The sequence below is a fragment of the Streptomyces sp. NPDC001137 genome (assembly GCF_040298885.1).
Classification (GTDB): domain Bacteria; phylum Actinomycetota; class Actinomycetes; order Streptomycetales; family Streptomycetaceae; genus Streptomyces.
In genome coordinates this window covers 216270-241297 of the sequence record NZ_JBEPBA010000003.1, presented here as the reverse complement: position 1 = coordinate 241297, position 25028 = coordinate 216270, and the positions used below count along the sequence as shown (strand labels likewise).

24 protein-coding genes and 1 pseudogene are annotated in these 25028 nt (G+C 71.4%); 14 read left to right on the top strand and 11 right to left on the bottom strand.

Annotation, left to right across the window (positions count from 1 at the left end; all coding sequences use genetic code 11):
• Positions 1 to 273: 273 nt before the first annotated feature.
• From ABT254_RS07070 to ABT254_RS07055, 4 genes are read left to right on the top strand one after another with little or no spacing between them, the layout of a single operon-like run.
• Positions 274 to 1680 carry an aromatic ring-hydroxylating oxygenase subunit alpha gene (locus ABT254_RS07070; protein WP_351464712.1) on the top strand — a complete coding sequence of 469 codons (1407 nt, stop codon included), beginning with the start codon at positions 274 to 276 and terminating at the stop codon, positions 1678 to 1680.
• Positions 1665 to 1991 (top strand): 2Fe-2S iron-sulfur cluster-binding protein, encoded by a 327-nt coding sequence (locus ABT254_RS07065; RefSeq protein WP_351464711.1) that lies wholly within the window; start codon positions 1665 to 1667, stop codon positions 1989 to 1991. Before ABT254_RS07070 ends, ABT254_RS07065 begins: the two co-directional genes overlap by 16 nt.
• A 7-nt stretch (positions 1992 to 1998) precedes the next feature.
• Entirely contained in the window at positions 1999 to 2214 is a 216-nt protein-coding gene (locus tag ABT254_RS07060; protein ID WP_351464708.1) for a transposase, read from the top strand.
• Between the two features lie 4 nt (positions 2215 to 2218).
• Entirely contained in the window at positions 2219 to 3244 is a 1026-nt protein-coding gene (locus ABT254_RS07055; RefSeq protein WP_351464706.1) for an NADP-dependent oxidoreductase, read from the top strand.
• Between the two features lie 46 nt (positions 3245 to 3290).
• On the opposite strand, the gene ABT254_RS07050 is transcribed toward ABT254_RS07055, so the two are convergent.
• The 4 genes from ABT254_RS07050 to ABT254_RS07035 form a co-directional block, all read right to left on the bottom strand.
• Positions 3291 to 3605 carry a putative quinol monooxygenase gene (locus ABT254_RS07050; protein WP_351464703.1) on the bottom strand — a complete coding sequence of 105 codons (315 nt, stop codon included), beginning with the start codon at positions 3603 to 3605 and terminating at the stop codon, positions 3291 to 3293.
• A gap of 72 nt (positions 3606 to 3677) precedes the next feature.
• Positions 3678 to 5414: a PEP-utilizing enzyme gene (locus ABT254_RS07045; RefSeq protein ID WP_351464700.1), complete on the bottom strand. Its 1737-nt coding sequence runs from the start codon at positions 5412 to 5414 to the stop codon at positions 3678 to 3680.
• A gap of 31 nt (positions 5415 to 5445) precedes the next feature.
• Positions 5446 to 6237, bottom strand: a complete 792-nt coding sequence (locus ABT254_RS07040; protein ID WP_351464697.1) for an SDR family NAD(P)-dependent oxidoreductase — start codon at positions 6235 to 6237, stop codon at positions 5446 to 5448.
• A 29-nt stretch (positions 6238 to 6266) separates the two neighbouring features.
• On the bottom strand, positions 6267 to 7550 hold the full coding sequence (locus tag ABT254_RS07035; RefSeq protein ID WP_351464694.1) for an aromatic ring-hydroxylating oxygenase subunit alpha: 1284 nt from the start codon (positions 7548 to 7550) through the stop codon (positions 6267 to 6269).
• Between the two features lie 155 nt (positions 7551 to 7705).
• Between ABT254_RS07035 and ABT254_RS07030 the strand changes: the two genes are divergently transcribed.
• From ABT254_RS07030 to ABT254_RS07015, 4 genes are all read left to right on the top strand, one after another.
• The gene (locus ABT254_RS07030) at positions 7706 to 8161 is read left to right on the top strand and encodes a VOC family protein (RefSeq protein ID WP_351464691.1); all 456 of its coding nucleotides are present in this window, start codon (positions 7706 to 7708) and stop codon (positions 8159 to 8161) included.
• Positions 8162 to 8258: 97 nt separating this feature from the next.
• Complete coding sequence (locus tag ABT254_RS07025) at positions 8259 to 9263, top strand: thiamine pyrophosphate-dependent dehydrogenase E1 component subunit alpha (RefSeq protein ID WP_351464688.1); 1005 nt, start codon at positions 8259 to 8261, stop codon at positions 9261 to 9263.
• A gap of 5 nt (positions 9264 to 9268) precedes the next feature.
• Entirely contained in the window at positions 9269 to 10282 is a 1014-nt protein-coding gene (locus ABT254_RS07020) for an alpha-ketoacid dehydrogenase subunit beta (protein ID WP_351464685.1), read from the top strand.
• On the top strand, positions 10279 to 11694 hold the full coding sequence (locus ABT254_RS07015) for a dihydrolipoamide acetyltransferase family protein (protein ID WP_351464683.1): 1416 nt from the start codon (positions 10279 to 10281) through the stop codon (positions 11692 to 11694). The genes ABT254_RS07020 and ABT254_RS07015 overlap by 4 nt, the downstream gene beginning before the upstream one ends.
• 8 nt (positions 11695 to 11702) lie before the next feature.
• On the opposite strand, the gene ABT254_RS07010 is transcribed toward ABT254_RS07015, so the two are convergent.
• On the bottom strand, positions 11703 to 12308 hold the full coding sequence (locus ABT254_RS07010; RefSeq protein WP_351464680.1) for a TetR/AcrR family transcriptional regulator: 606 nt from the start codon (positions 12306 to 12308) through the stop codon (positions 11703 to 11705).
• Positions 12309 to 12446: 138 nt separating this feature from the next.
• On the opposite strand from ABT254_RS07010, the gene ABT254_RS07005 reads away from it, so the two are divergent.
• Positions 12447 to 13130, top strand: coding sequence for a TetR/AcrR family transcriptional regulator (locus tag ABT254_RS07005; protein WP_351464677.1), 684 nt, complete (start codon positions 12447 to 12449; stop codon positions 13128 to 13130).
• A gap of 123 nt (positions 13131 to 13253) precedes the next feature.
• Here ABT254_RS07005 and ABT254_RS07000 read toward each other — a convergent pair whose 3' ends face one another.
• The 6 genes from ABT254_RS07000 to ABT254_RS06975 all read right to left on the bottom strand — a co-directional run bounded on the left by ABT254_RS07000 (position 13254) and on the right by ABT254_RS06975 (position 20087).
• Positions 13254 to 14408, bottom strand: coding sequence for a thiolase family protein (locus ABT254_RS07000; RefSeq protein WP_351464674.1), 1155 nt, complete (start codon positions 14406 to 14408; stop codon positions 13254 to 13256).
• Positions 14405 to 14863, bottom strand: coding sequence for a Zn-ribbon domain-containing OB-fold protein (locus ABT254_RS06995; RefSeq protein ID WP_351464671.1), 459 nt, complete (start codon positions 14861 to 14863; stop codon positions 14405 to 14407). The genes ABT254_RS07000 and ABT254_RS06995 overlap by 4 nt, the downstream gene beginning before the upstream one ends.
• Before the next feature lie 19 nt (positions 14864 to 14882).
• Positions 14883 to 16007, bottom strand: coding sequence for an acyl-CoA dehydrogenase family protein (locus tag ABT254_RS06990; RefSeq protein WP_351464668.1), 1125 nt, complete (start codon positions 16005 to 16007; stop codon positions 14883 to 14885).
• Positions 16004 to 18598, bottom strand: coding sequence for a putative PEP-binding protein (locus ABT254_RS06985; RefSeq protein WP_351464665.1), 2595 nt, complete (start codon positions 18596 to 18598; stop codon positions 16004 to 16006). The genes ABT254_RS06990 and ABT254_RS06985 overlap by 4 nt, the downstream gene beginning before the upstream one ends.
• Positions 18595 to 19227 carry a hypothetical protein gene (locus tag ABT254_RS06980; RefSeq protein WP_351464663.1) on the bottom strand — a complete coding sequence of 211 codons (633 nt, stop codon included), beginning with the start codon at positions 19225 to 19227 and terminating at the stop codon, positions 18595 to 18597. The genes ABT254_RS06985 and ABT254_RS06980 overlap by 4 nt, the downstream gene beginning before the upstream one ends.
• A 71-nt stretch (positions 19228 to 19298) precedes the next feature.
• Entirely contained in the window at positions 19299 to 20087 is a 789-nt protein-coding gene (locus tag ABT254_RS06975) for an enoyl-CoA hydratase/isomerase family protein (protein ID WP_351464660.1), read from the bottom strand.
• 120 nt (positions 20088 to 20207) lie between these two features.
• On the opposite strand from ABT254_RS06975, the gene ABT254_RS06970 reads away from it, so the two are divergent.
• From ABT254_RS06970 to ABT254_RS06950, 5 genes and pseudogenes are all read left to right on the top strand, one after another.
• Positions 20208 to 21413, top strand: coding sequence for an acyl-CoA dehydrogenase family protein (locus ABT254_RS06970; RefSeq protein ID WP_351464659.1), 1206 nt, complete (start codon positions 20208 to 20210; stop codon positions 21411 to 21413).
• Positions 21414 to 21737: 324 nt separating this feature from the next.
• Entirely contained in the window at positions 21738 to 21983 is a 246-nt protein-coding gene (locus tag ABT254_RS06965) for a hypothetical protein (RefSeq protein WP_351464656.1), read from the top strand.
• Positions 21984 to 22035: 52 nt separating this feature from the next.
• A complete protein-coding gene (gene dnaK / locus ABT254_RS06960) occupies positions 22036 to 23895 on the top strand; it encodes a molecular chaperone DnaK (RefSeq protein ID WP_351464653.1) in 1860 nt (619 codons plus the stop codon).
• Positions 23896 to 23897: 2 nt separating this feature from the next.
• Positions 23898 to 24278, top strand: a pseudogene (grpE, locus tag ABT254_RS06955) (nucleotide exchange factor GrpE); the annotation flags it as partial.
• A gap of 135 nt (positions 24279 to 24413) precedes the next feature.
• Positions 24414 to 24809, top strand: a complete 396-nt coding sequence (locus ABT254_RS06950; RefSeq protein ID WP_351465578.1) for a DUF2267 domain-containing protein — start codon at positions 24414 to 24416, stop codon at positions 24807 to 24809.
• The last annotated feature ends 219 nt before the right edge of the window (positions 24810 to 25028 follow it).

The following is a 25028-nucleotide window of genomic DNA, read 5'->3' as shown; positions in this document are numbered from 1 at the left end:
GCCGCCTGGGAGGGATCCCCGCGGCGCTGGCACCGGGCTGGCCCAAGACCGTCCCGGATCGTAGAAACTTATGAGGCACTACAGTCTCAAGTGGGTCGGAGTGTGACACGCCGGAGCGGCCTTGGGGAGGGGAGGCGCCGAGAAATTTCAGGGCTCCGTGGCGCATTCAGTGCTGACCTCGGGAGACGTGGGGTTCATCGGTGGTCGAAAGTGTTGCTCCGTACTGCAACCGGTAACTACACTCACTCTAAAGTTTCTGCCGGAGGAGAGATGATGGACGAAACGTCGGAGCTGGGTACCGCGCGGTGCCCCGGGCCCAGCGTCCAGGACTACCTCGACCAGGACAGCCGCCCGGTCCCGCCCGCCCTGAGGTTCGAGCGGAACGACCCCCTCGGCAGCGAGGACATCGACACCGCCCGCTTCACCTCCCGTGAGTGGGCCGAACGCGAGATGCGGCAGGTCTGGCGGCGCGTGTGGCAGTTCGCCTGTCTGGAGAGCGAGATTCCCGAGGTCGGCGACCACGAGGTCTACGAGATCGGCGACGACTCGCTCATCGTCGTGCGTACGGCCCCCGACGAGATCCGCGCCTTCGTCAACGTATGCCTGCACCGCGGACGCAAACTGCGCACCGGCGGCGGCAATGTGAGCGAGTTCCGCTGCTCGTTCCACGGCTTCGCCTGGAACCTCGACGGCACGATGCAGACCCCACCCTGCGCCTGGGACTTCCCGCACGTCACCCCGGAGAAGTTCGCCCTCCCCGAGGCCCAGGTGGCCACCTGGCGCGGCTTCGTCTTCATCAACATGGACCCGTACGCGGAGTCCTTCGACAGCTACCGCGGCACTTTCGACGAGTACTACATCTGGCCGCTGGAGACCCGCTACAAGTCCCTGCACATCGCCAAGGTGCTGCCCTGCAACTGGAAGGTCGCCCAGGACGCGTTCATCGAGTCCTTCCATGTGATCGCCACCCACCCGCAGATGCTGCCGTGGCTCGCCGACGCCAACTCGCAGTACGACGTGATGGCGGACCAGCCGAACTGGAACCGGATGATCAACATCCAGGGCGCGCCCAGCCCCCATGTGGCGGACTCCGTCACGGAGGAGGACGTCCTGGAGACCTTCTACGACTCGCGCGCCTTCTACGCCGCCGCCCAGGGCCGTGACCTGGTACGGCAGGAAGGCGACGAACTGCCGGCGATCCCGCCCGGCGGCACCGCCCGCCAGGTCCTCGCGGAGCGGATGCGGGCGCAGCTGGCGGAGACCTCGGCGCAGGACTTCTCGCAGACCCCGGACACCGAACTGCTGGACGCCATCAACTACTTGCTGTTCCCCAACTTCAACCCCTGGGGTGGCGCCAAGTCCAACATCATCTACCGGTTCCGCCCCAACGGCCTGGATCCCGACTCCTGTACCGCCGAGATCATCTTCATGTCCTCCCCGAAGCGGTCCGGCGAGATACCGCCCCCGGCGAAGATCCGCTGGGTCCCGGAGGACATGCTCTTCGCCGACATTCCCGAACTCGGCGTGCTGGGACCCGTCTTCGACCAGGACTGCGAGAACCTGCCCTACGTCCAGCAGGGCCTGAAGGCGATGCGCAAGCCGGGCATCACGCTCGCCAACTACCAGGAGAGCCGCATCCGCCACTTCAACCGGACGCTCGACCAGTGGATGGACAAGTGACCTACCGGGTGACCGTCGGACCCCTGGGCGCCGAACTCGACGTACTCGACGGCGAGGACCTGTTCACCGCCGCCCGGCGTCTCGGCTACCGCTGGCCCACCGTCTGCGGCGGCAAGGGCACCTGCCGCACCTGCTTCGTCCAGGTGGAGGAGGGCGCCGAGAACTGTTCCCCGGTGGGCCCGCTGGAACGCGAGGGCATCGAGGCCCTGCGCAGGCCGGTGGACGGCTTGACCCGGCTCGCCTGCCGGCTCCGGGTCGAGGGCCCGGTGACCGTGACCAAGCGCGGCGTGCGCCGCCGAGTGCAGGAGTGAGGCCCCCATGTCCAAGCAAGTGATCCACCCGCTGACCGGGCATGTGTACCGGCTCACCGAGGACGGACTGGTCGAGGTGACCGATCCCAGGACCGGGGCGCGGGGTGTCTTCGACTTCCGGGCCCGGTGGCAGTCGGGCGAACTGCGCCACGCCGACCTCCAGATGGCCGGGTGGGTCGGCCGGCTCGCCCAGCGGCGCACGTCGCCCCCGCAGGAGGGGTGACGCCGTGTCCCCGCGCACCACCCGGGTGGTCTGCCTCAGACGCCGGCCCGCGAAGGAACCGGTCGTCGGCGACTTCGCCGTCGAGGAACGCCCCCTGCCGTCTCTCGGCGAGGGACAGGTCCTCGTCCGCAACCTCTACATGAGCGTCGACCCGTCCATGCGCGGACGGCTGGAGACCACCGAGAAGCACTACACGCACAACTTCACCCCCGGTTCACCGCTGGACGGGCGGGCCCTCGGCGTCGTGGAGGAGAGCCGCTGTCCTGCCGTTCCGCCCGGTGCCTTCGTACGTCACCAACTGGGCTGGCGGGAGCGGGTCGTGGTCAACGGGGCGGACACCGACGGTGCGGCGCGTATCGACCCGCGACTCGCCCCGCTGCCCACCTGGTTGGGGCTGCTCGGCCAGACAGGATTCACCGCCTACGTGGGCCTGACCCGGATCGCGGAGCTGCGCCCCGGCGACACCGTCTTCGTGTCGGCGGCGGCCGGCGCCGTCGGCACCGCGGCCGGCCAGTTCGCACGGCTGCTGGGCGCGGGCCGCGTCATCGGGACCGCCGGCGGACCCGGCAAGTGCGCCTTGCTGGTCCAGGAGTTCGGCTACGACGACGCCGCGGACTACCGTGCCGAGCCGGTGCGCGACGCGCTGGCCCGGATGGCACCCGAGGGCATCGACGTGTACTTCGACAACGTCGGCGGCGAGCAGCTCGCCGCCGCCCTGCACGCCCTGCGGACCGGAGGCAGGGTCGCCCTGTGCGGCATGATGTCGCAGTTCGGCGGCGAGCGGCGGACCGTGGACATCAACCATCTGGTCCAGGCGGTCCTCAAGCGGCTGACGCTGTCCGGGTTCATCGTCCGCGACCACGACGACCTGCGCCCGGAGTTCGAGCAGCGGGTCGCGGGCTGGCTCGCCGAAGGCAGCATCACCGCGCGCGAGACGGTCGTGGACGGCCTGGAGAACGCCCCGGGGGCGCTGCTGTCCCTGCTGGGCGGCGGCAACGTCGGCAAGATGCTCGTGCGGCTGGCCGACTGACGGATGGAACGCCTGAAACGGCGCCCCCCGGAGAGGGGGCGCCGTTTCAACGCATGGGTTGTGACTCGGCGACCGTGTGCGCCGTCAGGGAGACCCCGACCCGGGTCACCCCCGCCACGGCCGCGCGAAAGTCCTTGATGTGCGGGGTGGAGAAGTGCTCGTCGAGGGCCTGCCGGGAGGTCCAGTGCTCGAACACCCGGATGCGCCCCTCGTCGCCGGGGTCGGGGGTCATGGCGTAGTCCAGACAACCGGGTTCCGCCTCGCGGGTCCGCCGGCCCAGCTCGACAAGGGCCTTCAGCACGGCGGTGCGGTCGGCGGGTTCGTAGTCCATCCAGCCGGCGACGATGATTTCCTCAGCCACGGGTTTCCCTTCACGCTCATGGCCGCGGGCCCGTCGCTCCCCTGCGAGGGAGGCGACGGGCCCGCGGGGTTCTCAGCCGCCGAGCGGCCCGGGGACATCGTCCACGGTGACGGTGCCCCGGTCGCCGTCCACCGTGATCACCATGCCGTCCCGCAGGCGCCGCGTCCCGTTCTCGACGGAGATCACGGCCGGGATGCCCAGTTCACGGCAGACCACCACGGCGTGGCTGTTGAGGGCGCCCACATCCACGACGGCCGCTCCGGCGACCAGGAACAGCGGGGTCCAGGCCGCGTCCGTGATCGGCGCGACCAGCACCTCACCGGGCTCCAGCGCCTCGCACGAGGCCGGGTCGGTGACCACCCGCACCCTGCCGGTGTAGGTGCCGTGGCTGCCGCCCACGCCGCCGAGGACATCGCCCTCGACGGCCGCCGGGGTGCGTTCCTCGGCGCGCCGCGGCCAGGTGTCGACCTCGGTCCCGGCGTCGTCGGCGACGAAGAACGGCGGCTCGAGGTCGTACAGACCGGCGTACTCCTCGAGCCGCTGGGCGATCACGGGACCGAAGGACTCCGGGCCGGCGACATAGTCGTCGAGTTCGGTGTCCAGCAGCATCATCACGTCCTCGGGCCGGGCGAACAGCCCCGCCTCGACGCCACGGCGACCGAGTTCCCGTACGGTCATGCGGATCTCGTTGACGACGGTGACGCAGTTGGCCTTGGTGCGTTCGCGGGCCGGGATCCACACCTGGGAGGCGTGCATGCCCGCGTCGAACATGGGCTGCGTCTCCTCGGGCAGCGCGGCCCGGATCTCCCGCGCCGTCCGCTCGCGCCCCTCGGTCAGCCGCTTGTGGCGGGCGGCGGGGGAGGCGTCGTCGGGGCTGTGCCGGATCCGGTCGACCAGGGCCAGCGCCTGCACGGGCGCCGCCTCCCAGGACAGGGCGTGGATGTCCCACTCGTTGGGGCCGCGGTCGCCGGACTCCGCCAGGAACTCCTCGAAGGAGTCACGGAACGCCTTCACATCCCCGGTCGCGGTGCCGAGCGCCTGCTCCACGGCGGCCGGACCCCGGTCGAACAGCGCGCTCAGCTCGCCCGAGGCCGCCACCTGACGGGACAGCGTCCACAGTCCGGTCGAGGGGGACGCGGAGTCGACGTCGCCGAGACCGCCGATCAGATCCAGCAGGGCGCCGGGGCGGTCCACGCTCGCGCACAGCGGGCCGAGGATCGCCGGTCCGACCGAGGCGGGCAGCGACGACTCGACGTGACGCTGGAAGGTCGTCTCCACCTCGTCCAGCAACGACCGTGCGTGGGCCACCAGTTCGGCGTCGGACAGCCGTGTCGGGTCGGGGCGCGAGCGGCGCAGGGCACGCAGCCTTTCCCGGTCGGCGTCGGCCTCCGGGAAACCGGTCTGGCCGAGCATCCGCTGAAGTGTCGCGCCCGCCTTGGCGGTCAGCTCCTCGTCCTGGTCGTCCGGGTGCGCCACGTACACCGGCGTGTCGGAGCGCTGGCCGACGAAGGCCGCGTCGATCTGGTCCGCCGTCTGGCCCATCCGGATGCCGAACAGCCGCATGTGGGACAGGTTGAGGTAGAAGTGGCCGCCGAACATGCCGACGAACGGTGGCCGGGGGCCGGCCACCTCCTCCTCGCGGTAGATGCCGAACCCGACGAAGCCGCGCCGCCAGCCCTGCAGACCGCGCCCCCAGACCAGGGTCCAGCCCAGCGGGCTGGCCGGGTCCGGCAGGGTCTCGCCCGCGTTGGCCCGGGTGTAGTGCGGCAGCCGCTCACTGCGCTGCCAGTCCGTGATCCAGCTCTTCATGACCGAGGTCTCCCGCCCTTCGTGCCCGCCCCTACCACTGCGCCGTTCCGCCGTCGACGCTGATCAGCGCGCCGGTGATACCCGCCCCTGCCTCGCTCGCGAGCAGCGAGGCGACGGCCGCGATCTGCTCCACCGTGGTGATCTTCTTCGTCGCGGCGTGCTCGGCGAAGCGGCTGAGCCATTCCTCGTAGCTGATGCCCTCGGCCTCGGCGGCGGCCGGCCCCGCGGCACGCATGAGGTCGGTGTCGACGGCACCGGGACAGATGGCGTTGCAGGTGACGCCCTGGGTGCCGTACTCGAAGGCGGTCGCCTTCGTCAGTCCGTGGATGGCGTGCTTGTTGGTGATGTAGTGGCTGATCGCCGGCTTGTTGGCCTGCTTGCCCTCCACCGAGGAGATGTTGATGATCCGGCCCCAGCCACCCGCGAGCATCTTCGGCAGTGCCCGGCGGGTGCCGTAGAAGTAGGCGTTGAGGTTGAAGGCCAGGGCGTGGTTCCATGCCTCGTCGCTGAGCTCGTGCACGGGGGCGAAGCCCTGGGTGCCGCCCGCGTTGTTGACCCAGATGTCGAGCCGCCCGAACCGCTCGGCGGCGAAGTCGGCAAGGCCCTCGATGTCCTCCTGGCTGCTTGCGTCACAGGGGTGGAAGACGGCCCGGTCCCCGGCGTCCAGCTCCTCCAGCGCCTGCTTGCCCTTGATCTCGCTGCGGCCGCTGACGACGACCGTGGCGCCGTCGGCCAGGAAGGCCTCGGCGATCGCGCGGCCGATGCTGCGCGTGCTGCCCGTGATCACCGCGACACGTCCGTCGAGGCTGCCCGTAGCCACCATGGAGTTCTCCTGCGCTTGTTGTGGGTCGGTCACCTGGCGGCTTCGTCCAGGTGCTGGTGAACGGTGCGGTGGAAGTGCTGGAGGCCGGGCTCGTTGCGCCCGAAGACGAAGTCGGTTCCCGCTGCGGCCAGGGCCTTCAGCCCCTGCTGGACTCCGTACGTCGTCGCGTAGTCCTCGTCGCGGACCACCTCGTGGAACCAGGCGCCGAACCGGTCGGCGGCCCGGCGTTCCTCCTCGGTGACAGCCGGTTCCCGCAGCAGGATGATCTGCTGGGTCACCGACTCGGTCGCCGTCTGGGGGAGCACCAGGGAGACGGCGATCTTCTGGCGCCAGCCGCCGGCGATCGCGAGTCCCGGGAAGAGCCAGTAGATGGGCCCGACACAGTCCCCGGGGTCACGCCTGTCCGGCGGCAGCTCGCTCGCCTGCGCGATGGGCCGCAGGGCGGGTGCGATGCGCTGGTGAGGGCCCCAGGTGTCGTGGGCCATCATGTTCGAGAGGTTCGTCTCGAAGACCGTCTTCGGGTGCAGCGAGGCGAAGTGGTACGTCTCCAGATACCCGTCGAGGGTGACCTTCCAGTTGGGGCTCGTCAGCTCGCTGGTGGCGTAGTGGTGGCACTTCGCCAGGCGAAGGCCCTCCAGCAGCGGCTGCAGATCGCCCAGCCACTCGTCCAGGTCGGGCTCGGCCGCCGGGTCCAGCGAGACGAAGACGATCCCCGCGCGCTCCCCGGCCGGGAGCCGCACCAGGCCGCGTCCCTCACGGGGGACCTCGCCGAAGGTCTTCTCCGCGTACACGCCCCGCAGCTCCCCGGCCAGGTCGTACGACCAGGAGTGGTACGGGCAGGTGAGCCGCTTGGACACCCCGCACCCGGCTTCCAGGAGCCGGGCGCCCCGGTGCCGGCAGGCGTTGATCATCGCGTGCACGGCACCCTGCCGGTCGCGGGTGATCAGCACCGGAACGCCGAGCACGTCGATCGCCTTGTAGGTGTTCGGGCCGGGCAGCTCGCACGACATCGCGAGCGGCAGCGGGACACTCCGGTGGACGGCGTCCGTCTCGCGCTGCCAGCGGTCCGCGTCGAGGTAGTTGGCGACGGGTTCCGTCCACTGGCCGTCCGCCTCGTGTGTCGTGTTGGCGCGGTAATGCGCCATCACCCGCTCGACGAGTTCGGCCGCCTCCCGCCGCATAGCCACGGACGCGGCGTCGGTCGACCGGTCCTGGCTGATCCACGACGAGTACTCGGGGGTGGAGGCGGCGGAGGCCGGTGACCTGCGCCCGGTCGCTGTTTCCCGAATCTCCGGTGAACTGGTCTGGACCACGATGTCCTCACAATCCTCCCAGCCGCGAGCCGGTGACCGGCTTCGGAACGCGACAGCTGGGCTGTGTCCGAAACTGCAACAGGACTTAGTGTGGTCTGTCAATAGAAAGTGTCGAAGTTGCCGCTCGGTGTGCCGTGGGGGTGGGTGTGGTGGTCATGACGCGGCCGTTCGAGGTGGGTGTGGTGGTGCGGGACCTCGGGCTGATGGAGCGCTTCTACTGCGATGTGATCGGCTGCCGTACCGAGCGCCGCTCGCGGGTGCCGGAGTCCGTCGGGGGTCCGGCCGGGCTGGGCGGCGGGCTGACGGTCGCCTGGCTCCGGGTGCCCTCCGGAGGGCGCGTCAAGTTGATCCTGCCCCGGTCGGCGCCGGTGTCGTCGGGCGCGGCGCCCTGGTCCGCCGGGCGGCCGGGACTGTCGTATCTCACCTTCCATGTCGACGACATGGACCCGGTCGTTGCGGCGCTGCGGGGCGCGGGCGCCCGGCCCCTGTCGGACCCGGTCGTCGTCCGCGCGGGTGGTCGCCGGATCAGCTTCTGGGCGGATCCGGAGGGCAACGTCGTGGAGTTGGTGGACGAGCGGCGCGACGAGCCGGGTCCGAGCCGTAGTAATTAGAGACGCTGTTCAGTAAGGTGCCTGCATGCCGGTTACTGTAGACCGACACAAGTAACTCCGATTGCTTGGCAACCTCCCTCGGGCGAAGGGGCGGACGATGGCTCAACGAGCGTCAACGGCGTCGAAGAAATCCCCGCAGGTCAGTACCGCGGTCATCAGGGATCTGCACGAACGCATGGTGCGCATCCGGCTGTTCGAGACCGAGGCCGGAAAACTCATGGAGGCCGGCAAGCTGCCCGGCTTCCTGCATCTGTGTGTCGGCCAGGAAGCCGTCGCCGCCGGCGTGATGACGGCCCTGCGCGACGACGACCAGATCACCTCCACCCACCGCGGCCACGGACACGCCGTGGCCAAGGGCGTCGGCTTCCGCGCGATGTACGCCGAGCTCTACGGCCGCGTCACCGGCGCCTGCCTCGGCCGCGGCGGCAGCATGCACATCAACGACCTCTCCCGCGGCATGCTCGGCGCCAACGGCATCGTCGGCGCCGGCGTCCCGATCGCCGTGGGTGCCGCCTTCGCCGCCCGGTACAAGGGCGAGGACAGCGTCGCCGTGACCTTCTTCGGCGACGGTTCCACCAACATCGGCGCCTTCCACGAGGGCGCCAACATGGCCGCCGTCCTCGGCCTGCCCGTGGTCTTCGTCTGCGAGAACAACGGCTACGCCGAGTTCACCCCGCAGTCCGCCCACATGCTGCTCACCGACGTCGCCGACCGGGCCGCCGCCTACGGCATGCCCAGCGTGATCGTCGACGGCATGGACGCGGTCGCCGTCCACCGCGCCGCGACCGACGCCGTCGCACGCGCCCGGTCCGGAGCGGGCCCCATGATGATCGAGGCCAAGACCTACCGCTACTTCGACCACCAGGGTGTCAAGGGCCTGCGCCACCCCTACCGCTCGGACGAGGAGGTCGCCGAGTGGAAGGCCCGCGACCCCATCGACCTGATCGAGACCCGCGCGATCGCCGACGGCACCGCCACCCGCGCGGAACTCGACGACGTATGGCAGCGCACGCGCGACGAGATCGCCGAAGCCATCGCGTACGCCGAGGCGAGCCCGCTGCCCGACCCCGCCGACCTGCTGCTGAACGTCTACTCGGGATGACCGCCATGACCACCACCACCGAGGCGCCGGCCGTCGCCACGCGCAAGCTCACCTACGTCAAGGCCTTCAACGAGGGGCTCGCCCAGGCCATGCGCGAGGACGAGAACGTCTTCGTCGCCGGGGAGGACGTGGCCGGATACGGCGGCGTGTTCCGCATGTTCGACAACCTGCTCGACGAGTTCGGGCCCCGCCGCATGATCGACACCCCGATCTCCGAAGCAGCCCTCGTCGGCCTCGGCGTGGGCGCCGCCGCCCGGGGCCTGCGCCCCGTCGTCGACCTGATGTTCATGGACTTCATCGGCGTCTGCCTCGACCAGATCGTCAACCAGGCGGCGAAGATGAAGTACATGTTCGGCGGCGCGCTGTCCGTGCCGCTGACCATCACGACCGCCTCCGGAGCGGGCCTCGGCGCGGCGGCCCAGCACAGCCAGAGCCTGGAGGCCTGGCTCGCGCACGTGCCCGGCCTCAAGGTGGTGATGCCCTGCGACGCTTACACCGCCAAGGGCCTGACGGTCTCGGCCATCCGGGACGACAACCCCACCGTCGTCATGCTCAACAAGGTGCTGCTCGGCAGCACCGGCGAGGTACCCGAGGAGATCTACGGCATCCCCCTGGGCCAGGCGCACACCGCCCGGCAGGGCTCCGACGTCACCGTGATCGCGCTGGGCCGCATGGTGGGGGAGGCTCTCGCGGCGGCCGACGAACTCGCCGCCGAGGGCGTCGAGGTCGAGGTGATCGACCCCCGAACCGTGCAGCCGCTGGACACCCAGACGATGTTCGCCTCCGTCCGCCGCACCAACCGGGTGCTCGTCGTGCACGAGGCCGTCACCTTCGGCGGGCTCGGCGCGGAGATCGCCGCCCAGATCCAGGACGAGGTCTTCGACTACCTCGACGCGCCGGTCCTGCGCATCGGCGCCCCCTTCTCACCCGTGCCCTTCTCGCCGGTCCTGGAGAAGGCGTACGTGCCCGATCGCGCCCGCATCGCCCAGGGGTGCCGGCGCCTGCTCGAAAGGTCGTGACCGACGTGGCGGTCGAGGTTCTGCTGCCGAAGATCGGCCTGACCATGCAGGAAGGCACGATCGACGAATGGCTGGTGCCCGTCGGCGCGGCCGTCGCCGAGGGCGACTCACTGCTGAGACTGGCCACCGACAAGGTCGACGTGGACGTCGAGGCGGAGGCCGGAGGCCTCTTCCACCCGGTGGTCCCGGCCGGCGCCACCGTGCCGGCCGGGACCCTCATCGGCTGGCTGCTGGCCGAGGGCGAACAGCCGCCGGAGGCGCCGGGTGGACCGGCGACCTCCGCGCCTGGGACCGGCCGGGACACGGACGCGGTGGCTGAGACCGCGGCGGGCGTCCCGGCCGCCCTCGGCGGCACTGGTGCGGCACCCGCCCCCGTCGGCACCGGCGGCCGGCTCCTGTCCTCGCCGTACGCCCGGCGGGTCGCCGCGGCCGTCGGCGTCGAGCTCACCGCCGTACGCGGCACGGGGCCGGGTGGCCGGATCGTCTCCGAGGACGTGGAGGAGTTCTTCGCGGCGCTTCCCGACGACCCCGGCATCCCCGCCGAGCCGGCCCCGCGGGACGGCACCCCCTCCTCGCCCCTGGTCCGCAAGCTGGCGAAGGAACGCGGCATCGACTTGTCGGAGGTGCACGGCACGGGTCCGGGCGGCCGTATCCGCCGCTCCGACCTCGAGGCAGCGCCTACCGCCCCTGCTGCCCCCGTTCGTCGGAACGCGGCTCCTCAGCCCGGCGACGTCCTCCCCCTCACCGGGATGCGCGGCACCATCGCGCGCCGGATGCACGCCAGCCTCCAGGAGATGGCACAGCTGACGCACGGCTACGAGGTCCGGATGGACGCCGTGGTCTCCCTGCGGGAGCGGCTCAAGCAGGAGTGGGCCGACGGCGAACTGCCGGTGCCCAGCCTGGGCGACTTCGTGCTGAAGGCCGCGGCCCTGGCCCTGCGCGAGCACCCGCTGCTGAACGCGACGGTCCGGGACGACGGCATCCATCTGCTCGACGGCATCCACCTGGGCTTCGCGGTGGCCGTACCGGGCGGGCTCATGGTCCCCGTCATCGAGGACGCGGCGGCGCTGCCGCTGCACGAGATCGCCCGCCGGTCGAAGGAGCTGGCGCGGACCGCGCGCGAGGGGCGGATCTCCCTCGAGCAGTTGGAGGGGGCGACCTTCACCGTCACCTCACTCGGCGGATACGGCGTCGACTTCTTCACCCCCGTGATCAATCCCGGCAATGTCGGGATCCTCGGCGTGGGCAGGCTCAGGGACGGCGTCGAGTGGGTGGACGACCGGCCGCTGCGGACCCGGGTGCTCACGCTGAGCCTCACCTTCGACCACCGTGCCGTCGACGGCGCACCCGCCGCCGAGTATCTGCGCACAGTAGGGGAGCTGCTGAGCAAGCCCCTCCGTCTGCTGGTGTGAACCGAGGTCTACCGGGCCGGGTCGGCGATCCGCTCCGCGAGATCGCCGACCTCGCGGACGAACGAGCGGTGGCCCAGCGACCGGTAGACATCGTCGCCCCTGACCTGCGAGGTGGCCGCGGTCTCCAGCAGCGCCAGCAGGCCCACGCCGATCACCGCCGCCTCGGCGTCGGAGACGGACGCGCGGGCCTTGCGGATCAGCCGCACCAGCTGCTCCAGCAACTCCGTACGGCTCTCCTGGCGCAGCGCCTCCGCGTCCTGGCTCATGCCGGCCGACGACACGAAGAACACCGTCGCGGCGGACCGGTGCTCGCCCACCCAGGCCAACAGCGTGGTGATCGCCGCTCCGGTGTCCGAGCCGGGCTCGTGGGCCTCGGTGACCGCCTGCACCTGCTCGCGCAGTGCCGCGGCGAACGCCCGCATGGCCTCCGCCAGGACCTGGTCCTTGGAGGAGAAGTGGTAGTACACCGCGGCCGAGGTCATCTCCGCGCGCGTGGCGATGTCGGCCACCGTCACTTCGTCCGGCGGCTGCGTGGCGAACAACTCCGTGGCTGCCTCGATCACCCACTGCTTGCGCGAGGGACGGTGAGCGGCGCGGGTTCCGGATGTTGTCATGCTGTCAAGTATGCCGGGACTCAGGTCGCCCAGAGACCAATGTGCAGCAGGAATTATGCGGACCGGTGGTTGGAGTTACTGGATACACTGGTCAGTACCAGGGCCCAGGACGCGGGCTCACGGCAGCGGGCAGGGAGCATGATGGCCACCACGAAGAACGGCAAGCAGCCCGCCCACCGGCCCTCGCGCCGGCAGCACATCATCACCGCCGCCGTGCGGGTGTTCGGCCGCAACGGATTCGCGGAGACCAGCATTCAGGACATCGCCGACGAGGCCGAGGTGGTCCCCACGGCCGTCTACTACCACTTCGACGGCAAGGAAGAACTGCTCGAACTCGCCATGCGGCGGGTCTTCGACCAGCTGAACGCGGTTGTCGAGGCGGCCCGGCCGGAGTCCGAGCCGGGTGACGCGGAGGGCCTGGTCCGCGTCATCGACGCCGTGTGGGAGTGGGTGGAGAAGAACCCCGACGAGGCCCGGCTGTACCAGGTCCAGGTCGCCTCCGCCAACGGCAGCGTGAAGGTGCTGCGGGACGAGTTCGAGCAGCGTCACATCCAGCGTGGCTACGACTACCTGCCCGAGGGCAGCACGCGCAGCCCCCGCGCGGCGAAGGCCCGGCACGCGGGACAGGCGCTCGCGGTCCGCACGCTGATCAGTACGACGATGCTGGTCACCGCGTTGCGGGCGGAGGGAGGACCGCTGTCCAGGCTGCCGTCCCGGGCCGTCCTGGAGGCGGTCAGGGAGCTGGCGCTGCGCATCGTCGCAGCCGAGGAGACGCCGGCGGGGCAGCAGGGGCAGGACAGGAAGGCCACGTCACGGTCCTGACCGCCGCGACGACGCTCTTCGCGCAGGTCACATCCAGGACCGGCGGCCGGGCCGGCGGTGTGGCACGCCCCGCCGGTCACCATCGCGGTCTGCCACCGTGTCGCATGGCGTGCCCGCCGCCTCTCATACCGTCAGGACCGAGCAGGCGCTGATCCCGGGCGCGCCGTACACATGGGTGAAGCCCACCCGGGGCGCGCCCGGTACCTGCGCACCGGGCGCCCGGCCCTGCAACTGCCGTACGACTTCGTGGAACTGACGCAGTCCGGAGGCGCCGACGGGCTCACCGCCGGCCAGACAGCCGCCATCGGTGTTGACCGGTATCCGGCCCGTGGGATCGGTGGCCCCGGCGGCCAGCAGCTCTTCCTGCTCGCCGTGGGCGCACAGTCCGGTCTCCGCCAGGTGGACCAGTTCCGAGCCGCTGTCCGTGTCCTGAAGCTGGGCGACCTGTACGTCCGCGGGCCGTATGCCCGCGGTGCGGAAGGCCGCCTCCGCGGCGTCGACGCTGGGGCTGCGGTGGGGTCCGGGCGGCAGCCAGGGGGAGAACACCTCGAACGAACCGAACCGCCGGGTCCGGAAGGCCAACGAGGCAAGTCTGACCGGCCGTTCGCACAGGTCGAAGGCCCGGTCGCCGAGGGCCAGGACCAGAGCCGCCGCGCCCTGTCCGGGCGAGCAGAACATGTACTGGGTGAGCGGAGGGTTGACCTCGGCGGAGTCCAGGATCTCCCGCTCCGTCAGCGGTTTGCGCCGCCATGCCAGGGGGTGCTGCGCACCGTTACGGAAGGCGCGCTCGGCCACCATCGCCAGCGCCCGCTCGGAGATTCCGTGCTCGTACAGGTACCGCTGGGTCTTCAGCGCGAAGAACTGGGTGGTCAGCATCATGCCGGTCTCGGCGTACCAGTCGCCCAGGCCGTAGCGGGCCGCGGAGACGTGGAAGGCGCCGCGTTCGTGCTTGTCGAAGCCCACCGCCAGTCCCAGGGAGGCCTCGCCCGCGCGCAGCGCGTTGGCCACCGCGAGCACCGTGGAGGCACCGGTCGCGCAGCCGTTCTGCACGTTGACGAAGGGCACTCCGGTCAGACCCAGACGGCCGACCAGGGTGTCGGGCTTGCCGGAGACGTCGGAGCCGCCGGCCGCGTAGCCGATGTCCTCCCAGGCGACACCGGCGTCGGCCAGCGCCGCGCGCACCGCCCGCTCGGCCATCTCCATGCCGGTGACGCTCTCGTCGCGGCCGAAGGGATGCATCCCGCATCCGACCACGTACACGTCGTCGGGCCGGTTCACAGCTCTCCGTCCCGCTCCGGACGGAACGCGAAGGTGACGACCTCGGTCCCGTCGTCGTGCCGGTACGCGGGCACCAGGGTGAGCCGGACCGGCAGACCGATCCGGATCTCCTCGCGGGGCACCGCCAGCCGCGCCTCGACCAGCACCTCACCCAGGTCGACATAGCCCACGTGGTAGGGCCGGTAGCCGCCGGCCGGCGGCCGGTACGGCGGTTTCGGAGGGAACGCCTGGAGCGTCCACGACCACACCCGGCCCCGGACCGGCAGCACCTGCCCGGTCATCACCCCGTCCGCGCACCTGGGGCACGAGTCCTGCCGGGGGAAGACGACGGTGTGGCACGCGGAGCAGCGGGCGCCCACGAGACGCGGTGCGTCCCCGTCGCCGTGCTCACGGTCGCCGTGCTCACGGTCGTCCGGGTTCTCGAACAGTGACTCGTCGATGAGCCTGGTGGTCATGTTCCGCCCTCCTTCCACGTCACCAGCCCAGCAGGGCGGCCAGCCGTTCCCGGTGATGCGTGGCGCCCCCCAGCAGCACCGCGTCGGACTGCGCGCGCCGGAAGTACAGGTGCGCGTCGTGCTCCCAGGTGAAGCCCATCCCGCCGTGGAGCTGCACGCACTCGGCGGCGACGGAGACGAACGCCTCGCCGCACCACGCCTGTGCCACGGCCGCCGCCTCGGCCAGCGCCCTAGGTGAGCCCTCCGCCCGGACCGCGCGCACCACGGCCGACCGTGCGGCCTCGACCTGGAGCAGCATGTCGGCGCAGGCGTGCTTGACCGCCTGGAAGCCGCCGATCGCCCTGCCGAACTGGGTACGGTCGCGCACATGGGCCACCGTCATGTCCAAGGCGGCCTGCGCTCCGCCCAGTTGCTCGGCCGCCAGGGCCACCAGGGCCACGTCCAGTGCGCGGGAGACGACGCCCGCTCCCTCGCCGCCGGCGGTCAGTGTCCGGGCCCGGGCGCCGTCGAAGGTGACCACCGCCTGGCCCCTGCTGAGGTCAAGGGTGGGCACCCGGCGCACCGTGACACCCGGCTCTCGCGGATCGGCCAGGAAGAGGTCCACGCCGTCGGCCCCGGTCGCGGCCACCACGAGTGCCTCGGCGTCGGCGCCGTCGAGGACGAACGGCGCGGTGCCGTCAAGGAGGGGGACGCCGCCCTGCCAGGAGACGGCCACGGGCACGGCGTCGGCCCGCCATGTCCCGTCGGGGGAGACCACGGCCAGAGCGTGTACGACGCCCTCCGCCAGCCTGCCCAGCGCCTTGTCGGCCGTGCCGCAGCCTGCCAGCACCTGCCCGGCCAGCACGGTGGAGGAGAACAGCGGCACCGGTGCCAGGACTCGGCCCAACTCCTCGCAGACGGCGGCGATCCCGGCGAGGCCGCCGATGCCTCCCGCCGACCCGGGCAGGCCCAGTGCCGCGAGGCCGACCTGCTGGCCGAGGGTGTCCCACAACCCGGCGTCGATGCCGGGGGTCTCCTCGGACAGCCGGCGTACCGCGGCGGTGCCGCCGGCGTCCGCGCACACCGTGCGGACGGTGTCGCGGAGGTCTTCCAGTTCGGTGTCCGACAGGGCTGTGCCGTCGGTCTCGGTCACGGTGCCGGTCATCGTGTGCTCCCGCTGGTGTCGTCGCGTGTGCGCAGCGCGCTGTGCGCGGCCGCCATCCGGGCCACGGGGACGCGGTGCGCGGAACACGAGACGTAGTCGAGGCCGAGTCCGTCGCAGAACGCGATCGACTCAGGGTCACCGCCGTGCTCACCGCACACGCCCAGCTTGATGCCGGGCCGTACGCTCCGGGCCCGCTCGGCCGCCAGGGCGACCAGGGCACCCACCCCGTGCGGGTCGAGCCGGGCGAACGGGCTGGCGGTCAGGAACCCGCGTTCCTGGTAGGAGGAGAGCACCTGGCGTTCGACGTCGTCCCGGGAGAACCCGTAGGTGAGCTGGGTGAGGTCGTTGGTGCCGAAGGAGAAGAACTCGGCGTGCTCGGCGAGTTCCCCGGCCAGCAGTGCGGCGCGCGGGGTCTCGATCATCGTGCCGAGCCGGTAGGGGACCTCCACTCCGGTGCGGGCGGTGACCGCGTCCGCGGCGTCGCGTACGTACGCGGCCACGGCGGCCAGTTCCTCCGGCAGGCTGACGAGCGGGATCATCACTTCCAGCTCCGGCCGGACTCCGGTGGCGGCGACATCGGCCCAGGCGGTGAAGAGCGCCTCGGCCTGCGCCGGGTAGAGCCGTTCGTGCAGCAGCGCCAGCCGTACCCCACGCAGCCCGAGCATCGGGTTCGCCTCGCGCAGTGCGGCGGCCCGCTGTTCCTCGCCCGCGTCCAGGGCCTCGCCGGCGGCGGGCAGGAACTCGTGCAGCGGGGCGTCCAGCAGCCGCACGGTCACCGGGCGGTTCCCCACGGCGGCCAGCAGCGCGGTGAAGTCCTCGTGCTGGGCGCGCTCCAGCGCCACCAGGGCCTCGTCACGGGCGGTGGGGTCGGCGGCCAGGAGCACCCGGCGGATCAACGGCAGCCGCTCGCCGAGGAACTGGTGCTCCGTACGGCAGAGCCCGACACCCTCCGCGCCCAGCGCGAGGGCCGTCTCCACTTCGGCGGCCGTGTCGGCGTTGACCCGTACGCCCAGTCGGCGCACGTCGTCCGCCCAGCTCAGCAGGGTGGACAGTTCGGGCGGCGGTCCGGCGACGCTGACGCTCAGCGTGCCCGCGTAGACGGCGCCGGTACGGCCGTCCAGCGAGACCGGATCGCCTTCGCGCACCACGCGCTCCCCGAAGCGGACCGTCCCGGCCGCCCGGTCCACGCGCAGCCCCTCGGCGCCGCACACGGCGGGCTTGCCGGCGCCCCGCGCGACCACGGCGGCGTGCGAGGCGATCCCGCCGCTGCCGGTCAGCACGGCGACGGAAGCCAGCATGCCGGGCACGTCCGCCGGGGTCGTCTCGGCGGCCACCAGCACGACCCGGGTGCCGTCGGCGGCCAGTTCGAGGGCCCTGTCACTGGACAGCACCACCGTCCCGGTCGCCGCTCCCGGCGACGCGGGCAGGCCCCTCACGAGGAGTTCCTCCCCACCGGTCAGCCGCAGTTGGGGGTGGAGCAGTTCCTGTACCTGCACGGGGGTGATCCGCCGGACGGCCTCCTCGTGGCCGAGCGCCCCGTCCCGGGCCAGGTCCGCGGCCAGACACACCGACGCCCGCAGCGGCGGGCGGAGTTGGGCGGAGGCGGCGAGCAGGGAGATCTCGTCGTCGCGTACTTCGAAGTCGACCGACACCGGCGCGCGCAGGTGCCGTTCCAGGGTGAGCAGGGAGTGCTCCAGCAGCGCGGTGCCGCCCGCGAGCCGGTCCAGCGGTTCACCGGAGTGCGGCGGCGGGGCGCTGCGGCGCACCCCGCGGAAGAAGGACCCCTGCGGGGAGAGGCGCCCGGTCTCGGGATCGCGGCTGACGGCGGTGCCGTAGCCCGAGTGGTCCGCCGGGCCGATGCGCAGGGCCTGCACATGCAGGGCGAGGGCCAGGTCGGCGGGAAGCCGCTGGGCCCGGCGGGACCTTCGCGCGCGCGGTGAGTCCCACCGGGCCAGGAGGGCGTGGGCGGCAAGCGCCAGCTGTTGTGCCGGGTCGTCGGGAAAGGGCCGGGAGCCGTGCTCCGCCACCAGGGACAGCAGCACCTCGACCCGCGCCCGCGGCTCCGGCGTGTCCAGGAGGGCGTCGTCGAGCAGCGCACCGGGAACGTCCAGGGCGTGTTCGGCGATCACACGTACGGTGGCGGCCCACACCTCGTGCAACGCGTCCGGTTGCCCGATCACGGCGCACAGGCCGTCGGCCGTGTCCGGTGCAACACCGAGACAGGCCAGATCCGGCGGCAGCCCGGCGATCTCGGTCGGCGCGCTCGCCGACAGACGCAGCAGCAGCGGCCGGGTCACATCCCCGATCCGCCGTCCCGAGAGCTGTTCGACGAGCTCTACGGCGGCTTCGGAGGTGGCGGCTTCACACAGCGAGGCCGCGGCTGCGGCGGGCACGGTGAGCCCCGGCACGACCGGCAGGCCGAGGGCCACCAGCCCGTCCATCGCCGCGCCGTGCGCGCCCAGCTCGCCGGCGTCCAGGCCCCGGATGCGTCCCTGCCCGTACGGCACCAGGATCCGGCCAGGGGTACCGGGGGACAGGAGAGGCGTCTCGGACGCTGGGGGCGGCGCCGCCTCGCGGTCGGTGACGCTCACCCCAGCCCCCTGGTGACGAGCTCCTCTTCACGGGCCTCGTCCTCGGCCCGGCTGATGCCCAGCACGAGCAGCAGCTCCTGGTGCAGCCGCATCCATACGGTGTGGTACGAGTCGCACAGCGGCGAGGCCAGCCACTGCGGCGCGCCGTCGTCGAAGCGGTCGAGGGCGTCCTCCAGGTCGGTCAGGTACCGCCCACTGCCCGCGAGGACCCGGTCCAGCCGGCGCAGCACGGGCTGGATGGCCTCGTGCACGTCCTCCAGCGACTCGCGCACCCCGGCGTCGTAGACGTCGTCGGAATGATCGTTGGCCGTGCCGTCGGGGCGGCACTGCCATGCCGTGCACACGTCCCGGATCTTCCGGTTGACCGGCAGGAACGCCTCGTACGCCGCGGTGATCAGCTCCTCCTGCTCGGAGCCGGCGGGAACCCGCAGCAACCGCGCGACGGCGGACTTGGCCCGCTCGGTCGGCAGCACCACCGGCCCCTTCACCGTCGCCAGCCCGGCGTCCACCAGCGGCCGGAGCTCGGAGGCCGGACGGCCGCGCCACATGCCACGCAGAACGAGGTCGACGACGGCTTCGGTGAGGGGCTCGTCGGACGCGTCCGGAAGGTCCACGGCAGCAGATTGCATCGCCACACCTTTTGCTCGGTTCTGTGTTGCCCGGAGGTTACGCCCCGGCAGGCGGGTTAGTGAAGAGGGACTCAAGAAACACTTTTCGCCGCGAGGAACGACGTCATGCGGTCCTGTGCGTCCCGGCCGTCCGCGAGGGCGGCGATGGAGCGCGCTTCTTCGGCGAGGTGGCGACGTAGATCGTCCCCGGTGCCGAGGCGCAGCAGCCCCTTCGCGGCGCGCAGTGCGCCGCCCGCGCCGGCGGCCAGGTCGGCCGCGGTCCGGTGGGCCGTGTCGTCCAGTTCGGCATCGGGCACGCACCGGGAGACCAGGCCCCACAGTTCGGCGTCGTCACCGGTCAGGACCCGGTTGGTGAGGACCAGGTCCGCCGCCCTGCGCGGGCCCACCAGGCGCGGCAGGAACCACGACGCCCCGCAGTCCGGTGTGAGTCCGATCGCCGTGTACGCGAGCCGGAACCGCGCGGACCGGGCCGCCAGGACGATGTCGCCCACGAGGGCGAGGCCGATCCCGCCGCCCGCTGCCGCGCCGCGCACGGCGGTCACCAGCGGCACCGGCAGCTCGTACAGGACCTGTATCGCGGTGTGTGCGGCGCTCGCCACGGCGTGTACGTAGGCCCCGGTCTCCGTGCCGCGGCCGGCGAACGCGCGCAGGTCACCGCCCACACAGAAGCTGCCGCCCGTCGTCCGCAGCAGGACCGCGCCGCCCGGGTCCGCGGCGACCTCCAGGGCCGTGTCCCGCAGTGCCTCGGCCGTGCTGAGATCCAGGGCGTTCCCGCGGCCGGGATCGTCCAGCCTCAGCTCGACGACGCCGTCGGGATGGCGGACCGTGCGGACCGGGCCGGTACTCGCTGTCGGGCTCATGGGTGCCTCTCCCGTCGTCTTCCCGCGGCCGGGGACTTCCGGGCAAGATACTAAACACGCTATACAGTTTCTAGAAGGCGACGGCTGAGGACGCCCGTACGCCCGTCGGCGGGAGGTCCCGTGCCCATCCAGTTCGATGTCGACCCGACTGTCGCTCAACTTGCCGAGGCCACCGCGGAGTTCGTGCGCGAGGTGGCCGTCCCGGCCGAGCGCGAATGCGGTGGGTCCGTGCACGACGCCCCCGAGGCCGTACGGGAGAGCTTGCAGAAAGCCGCCCGTGACGCGGGGGTGTTCGCTCCGCACGTACCGAAGCGCTGGGGCGGCCACGGGCTCGACCTGCGGGGCCAGGCGGTGGTGTTCGAAGCGGCGGGTTACTCGCTGCTCGGTCCGCTGGCGCTGAACTGCGCGGCCCCGGACGAAGGCAATATGCACCTGCTGGAGAAGGTCGCCACCGAAGAGCAGAAGCAGACGTATCTGCGCCCGCTCGCCGCGGGCGAGACGCGGTCCTGCTTCGCCATGACCGAACCGGCTCCCGGAGCGGGTGCCGATCCCCGCCTGCTGCGGACCACCGCGACCCGGGTGCCGGGTGGCTGGCGTATCGACGGGCGGAAGTGGTTCATCACCGGTGCCCAGGGAGCCGGGTTCACCATCGTCATGGCCCGTACCTCCGGCGGCCCCGGCGACCCGGGCGGCGCCACCATGTTCCTGGTGGACGCCGACACCCCCGGCATGCGCCTCGTCCGGACGATCGAGACCCTCGACGAGTCGCTCTTCGCCGGGCACAGCGAGATCGTCTTCGACGGGTGCGTGGTGGGGGAGGGGCAGGTGCTGGGGGCGGTGGACCGCGGCTTCGAGGGCGCCCAGGTACGGCTCGCTCCCGCCCGGCTGACCCACTGCATGCGCTGGCTGGGAGCGGCCCGGCGCGCCCAGGACATCGCACTGGAGCGGGCCGGGAGCCGGATGGCCTTCGGCTCGGCGCTGGGAGACCTCGGCATGGTCCAGCAGATGCTGGCCGACTCCGAGATCGACATCGAGGCGAGCCGCGCCCTGATCCTGCGTACGGCCTGGGAGTTGGACACCGGCTCCGCCGCGGCCTCCCAGTTCTCCTCGGTGTCCAAGACCTTCGTGGCGGAGGCGGTGAACCGGGTGGTCGACCGGGCGGTCCAGATCTGCGGAGCCCTCGGCGTCTCGGCCGCCGACGCACCCCTCGCCCGTCTGTTCCGTGAGGTACGCCCCTTCCGGATCTACGACGGCCCGTCGGAGACGCACCGTTTCGCCATCGCCCGCCGCGCGGTGCGGCCCTACCGCCAGAACGTGCCCACCTGATCGGCACCGCCAGGCCGTCAACGCGCAGAGGTAGGAGCCGCCGCTCGGCGCCGCCATGGCTTGACCGGCTCCGGTGTGCCGCCTGGTGGACCCTCTGCCTCTCCCCTCCCATACTTGACAAGACGGGACTCAAGTTTTATCTCGGAAATGAGGCAAGTAGGGGTGAAACCAGCAGGTCGCAAGGGGTGAGGAGATGGCCGGGATGCAGGCGCCAGGCCGCGGAGCGGACCTGTATGCGGTGCTGGGCGTGGAGCCCTCGGCGACGGCCAGGCGATCACCTCCGCCTTCCGCGCCCGGGTGTGGGAACTGCGCCCCGACACGCGTGTGGACGCGGCCACCGCCCAGCGGTTCGGTGAGGCACGGGCGGCGTACGAAACGCTTCGCGATCCGGTCCTGCGCGCGGCCTACGACCGGAGGTACGAGCGGGCGGCGGAGCGGGCAGACGACCGCAGGCCGGTGTTCGTGCGGCCGGTCGGTCCCGCCCGGCGGTTCGTGGTGGTGCTCGGGGCCGCCCGCCCCGCGCCCCTGCTGCGCGCCGGTCCCGTCCGGTGGGAGCGGCCGTCCCGATGACGCCGACTGACCGGAAACGTGAAGCAGCGCATGGGTGAGGAGGAAGAGCAAGATGGCGCGCTCGGTCGGTATCGACCTGGGAACGACGAACTCGGTGGTCGCGGTCCTCGAGGGCGGCGAGCCCACGGTCATCACGAACACGGAAGGCACACGGACCACGCCCTCGGTGGTGGCGTTCGCCAAGAACGGCGAGGTGCTGGTCGGCGAGGTCGCCAAGCGGCAGGCCGTGACGAACGTGGAGCGCACCGCGCGCTCCGTGAAGCGGCACATGGGGGATCACGCGTGGCGGTTCCCGGAGCACGGCGGCATCGAAGGCAAGCAGTACACCGCGCAGGAGATCTCCGCGCGCGTGCTGCAGAAGCTGAAGCGGGACGCGGAGTCCTATCTGGGTGAGGACGTCACCGACGCGGTGATCACCGTGCCCGCGTACTTCGACGACGCCCAGCGACAGGCGACCAAGGAGGCCGGTGAGATCGCGGGCCTGAACGTCCTGAGGATCATCAACGAGCCGACGGCCGCCGCGCTGGCCTACGGGCTGGACAAGGAGAACGACCAGACGGTCCTCGTCTTCGACCTCGGCGGTGGCACCTTCGACGTGTCGCTGCTGGAGATGGGTGAGGGCGTCATCGAGGTGAAGGCCACCAACGGCGACACCCACCTGGGTGGTGACGACTGGGACCAGCGGATCGTCGACCACCTGGTCAAGCAGTTCAAGAACCACTACGGCGTGGACCTGTCCAAGGACAAGATGGCCGTGCAGCGCATGCGCGAGGCGGCGGAGAAGGCGAAGATCGAGCTGTCCAGCTCGTCGGAGACCACCATCAACCTGCCCTACGTCACCGCGTCCGCCGAGGGACCGCTGCACCTCGACGAGAAGCTGACCCGGGCCCAGTTCGAGCAGCTGACCGCCGATCTGCTGGACCGCTGCAAGGCGCCGTTCCACAACGCGATCAAGGACGCCGGGATCAAGGTGTCCGACATCGACCACGTCGTCCTGGTCGGCGGCTCGACGCGCATGCCCGCGGTGACCGAGCTGGTGAAGGAGCTGACCGGCAAGGACCCGCACAAGGGTGTCAACCCGGACGAGGTCGTGGCCGTCGGTGCCTCGTTGCAGGCCGGTGTGCTCAAGGGCGAGGTCAAGGACGTCCTGCTGCTCGACGTCACCCCGCTGTCCCTGGGCATCGAGACCAAGGGCGGCATCATGACCAAGCTGATCGAGCGCAACACGACCATTCCGACCCGCCGTTCGGAGATCTTCACCACGGCCGAGGACAACCAGCCGTCGGTGACGATCCAGGTCTACCAGGGCGAGCGCGAGATCGCCGCGTACAACAAGAAGCTCGGCATGTTCGAGCTGACCGGCATCGCCCCGGCACCGCGCGGACTGCCGCAGATCGAGGTCGCCTTCGACATCGACGCCAACGGCATCATGCATGTCTCCGCCAAGGACCTCGGCACGGGCAAGGAGCAGAAGATGACCGTCACCGGCGGCTCCGCGCTGCCCAGGGACGACATCGACCGCATGGTCCGCGAGGCCGAGCAGCACGCCGAGGAGGACCGGCGCCGCAAGGAGGCCGCCGAGACCCGCAACCAGGGCGAGCAGCTCGTCTACTCGACCGAGAAGCTCCTCACGGACAACGCGGACAAGATCCCCGCCGACGCGAAGAGCGAGACGGAGACCGCGCTGGCCGACCTGAAGGAGAAGCTGAAGGACGACAGCACGGACACGGCGGCGATCCGGCAGGCGATCGACCGTGCGTCGCAGGCCGCGCAGAAGATCGGCACCGCCCTGTACGAGAAGTCGCGGGCCGAGCAGCCGACGGGTGCGGCCGACGCGTCCGCAGGTGGTTCGTCCGAGGACGAGGTGGTGGACGCCGAGATCGTCGACGACGACAAGCCGGAGGCCGGCTGACGATGACCAGGAGTGAGCCGCAGAGCACCGAACTGCAGCAGCTGCGGCGCCTGGTGGAGGAGCGGACCGCCGACCTGCAGCGGGTGAAGGCCGAGTACGACAACTACCGCAAGCGGGTGCGGCGGGACCGCATGGCCGTCCGTGAGATCGCGGTGGCCAATGTGCTCCGGGCGCTGCTGCCGGTTCTGGACGCCGTCGACCGGGCGTGCGCGCACGAGCCGCTCACGCCCGGCCTGAAGGACATCGCCGACAGCCTGAAGAGCGAGCTCGGATCGCTGGGCGTCACGTCGTTCGGCGAGGTGGGCGATCCGTTCGACCCCGTCTGGCACGACGCCCTGACGTACCAGGTCTCCGACCGGGACGGCCTGGTGTGCTCGACGGTCCTCCGTTCGGGATACCGGCTCGGCGAGCAACTACTGCGTCCGGCCACCGTGGAGGTCACCGGGCCGGCTCCACCGCGAGGAACCCGCGCGGAACCGACCGCATCCGTCGGTGGCCCGCCGTTGACGGAGGACGTCATGCGCATGCACTGGGATGCTTTCATCGCCGCGGTCCAGGAACGCGGTGAATACCCTTCGCAGCAGGAGGCGGAACGAGTCTCCCGGGTCGTCATGGCCCTGCTGGGCGCACATCTGGTGGGTGAGGTGCGCGCCGAGCTGGCCGCCCGGCTCCCGGAAACGCTGGCGTACGTCCTGCTCAACCCGCTCCAGGCGCATGAACCGCTGTCGCCCGAACGGTTCATCCGGGCAACCGCGGCCTGGATCGAAGGCGCCACGGAGAAGACCGCCACCTGGGACGTCAGCGCCGTACTCAGCGTCGTGGCCGACATCGCCGGCGAGGACCTGACGAACCGCGTCCTGCTCCAACTCCCGCCGGGCTACGACCTGCTGATCGGACATCCGCAGCCGGACTGACCACCCCCGGCCCCGGCGCCCCCAGGGCATGGCCCCACCTGTTCACATGATAGATCCTATGTATGGCGCTTCACTCTCTGAGGGTGTGGGGCGTCGAGCCTCCATGGATCCCCCAAAAGGCCTTTCTGGTTCCCTCTTTGAGTCAATCTCGCCCCAGCTATGGACGCCGCCATCCCATGTCTCCTATAAATCCATCCGATGTCTCGCCCCGACATCCCC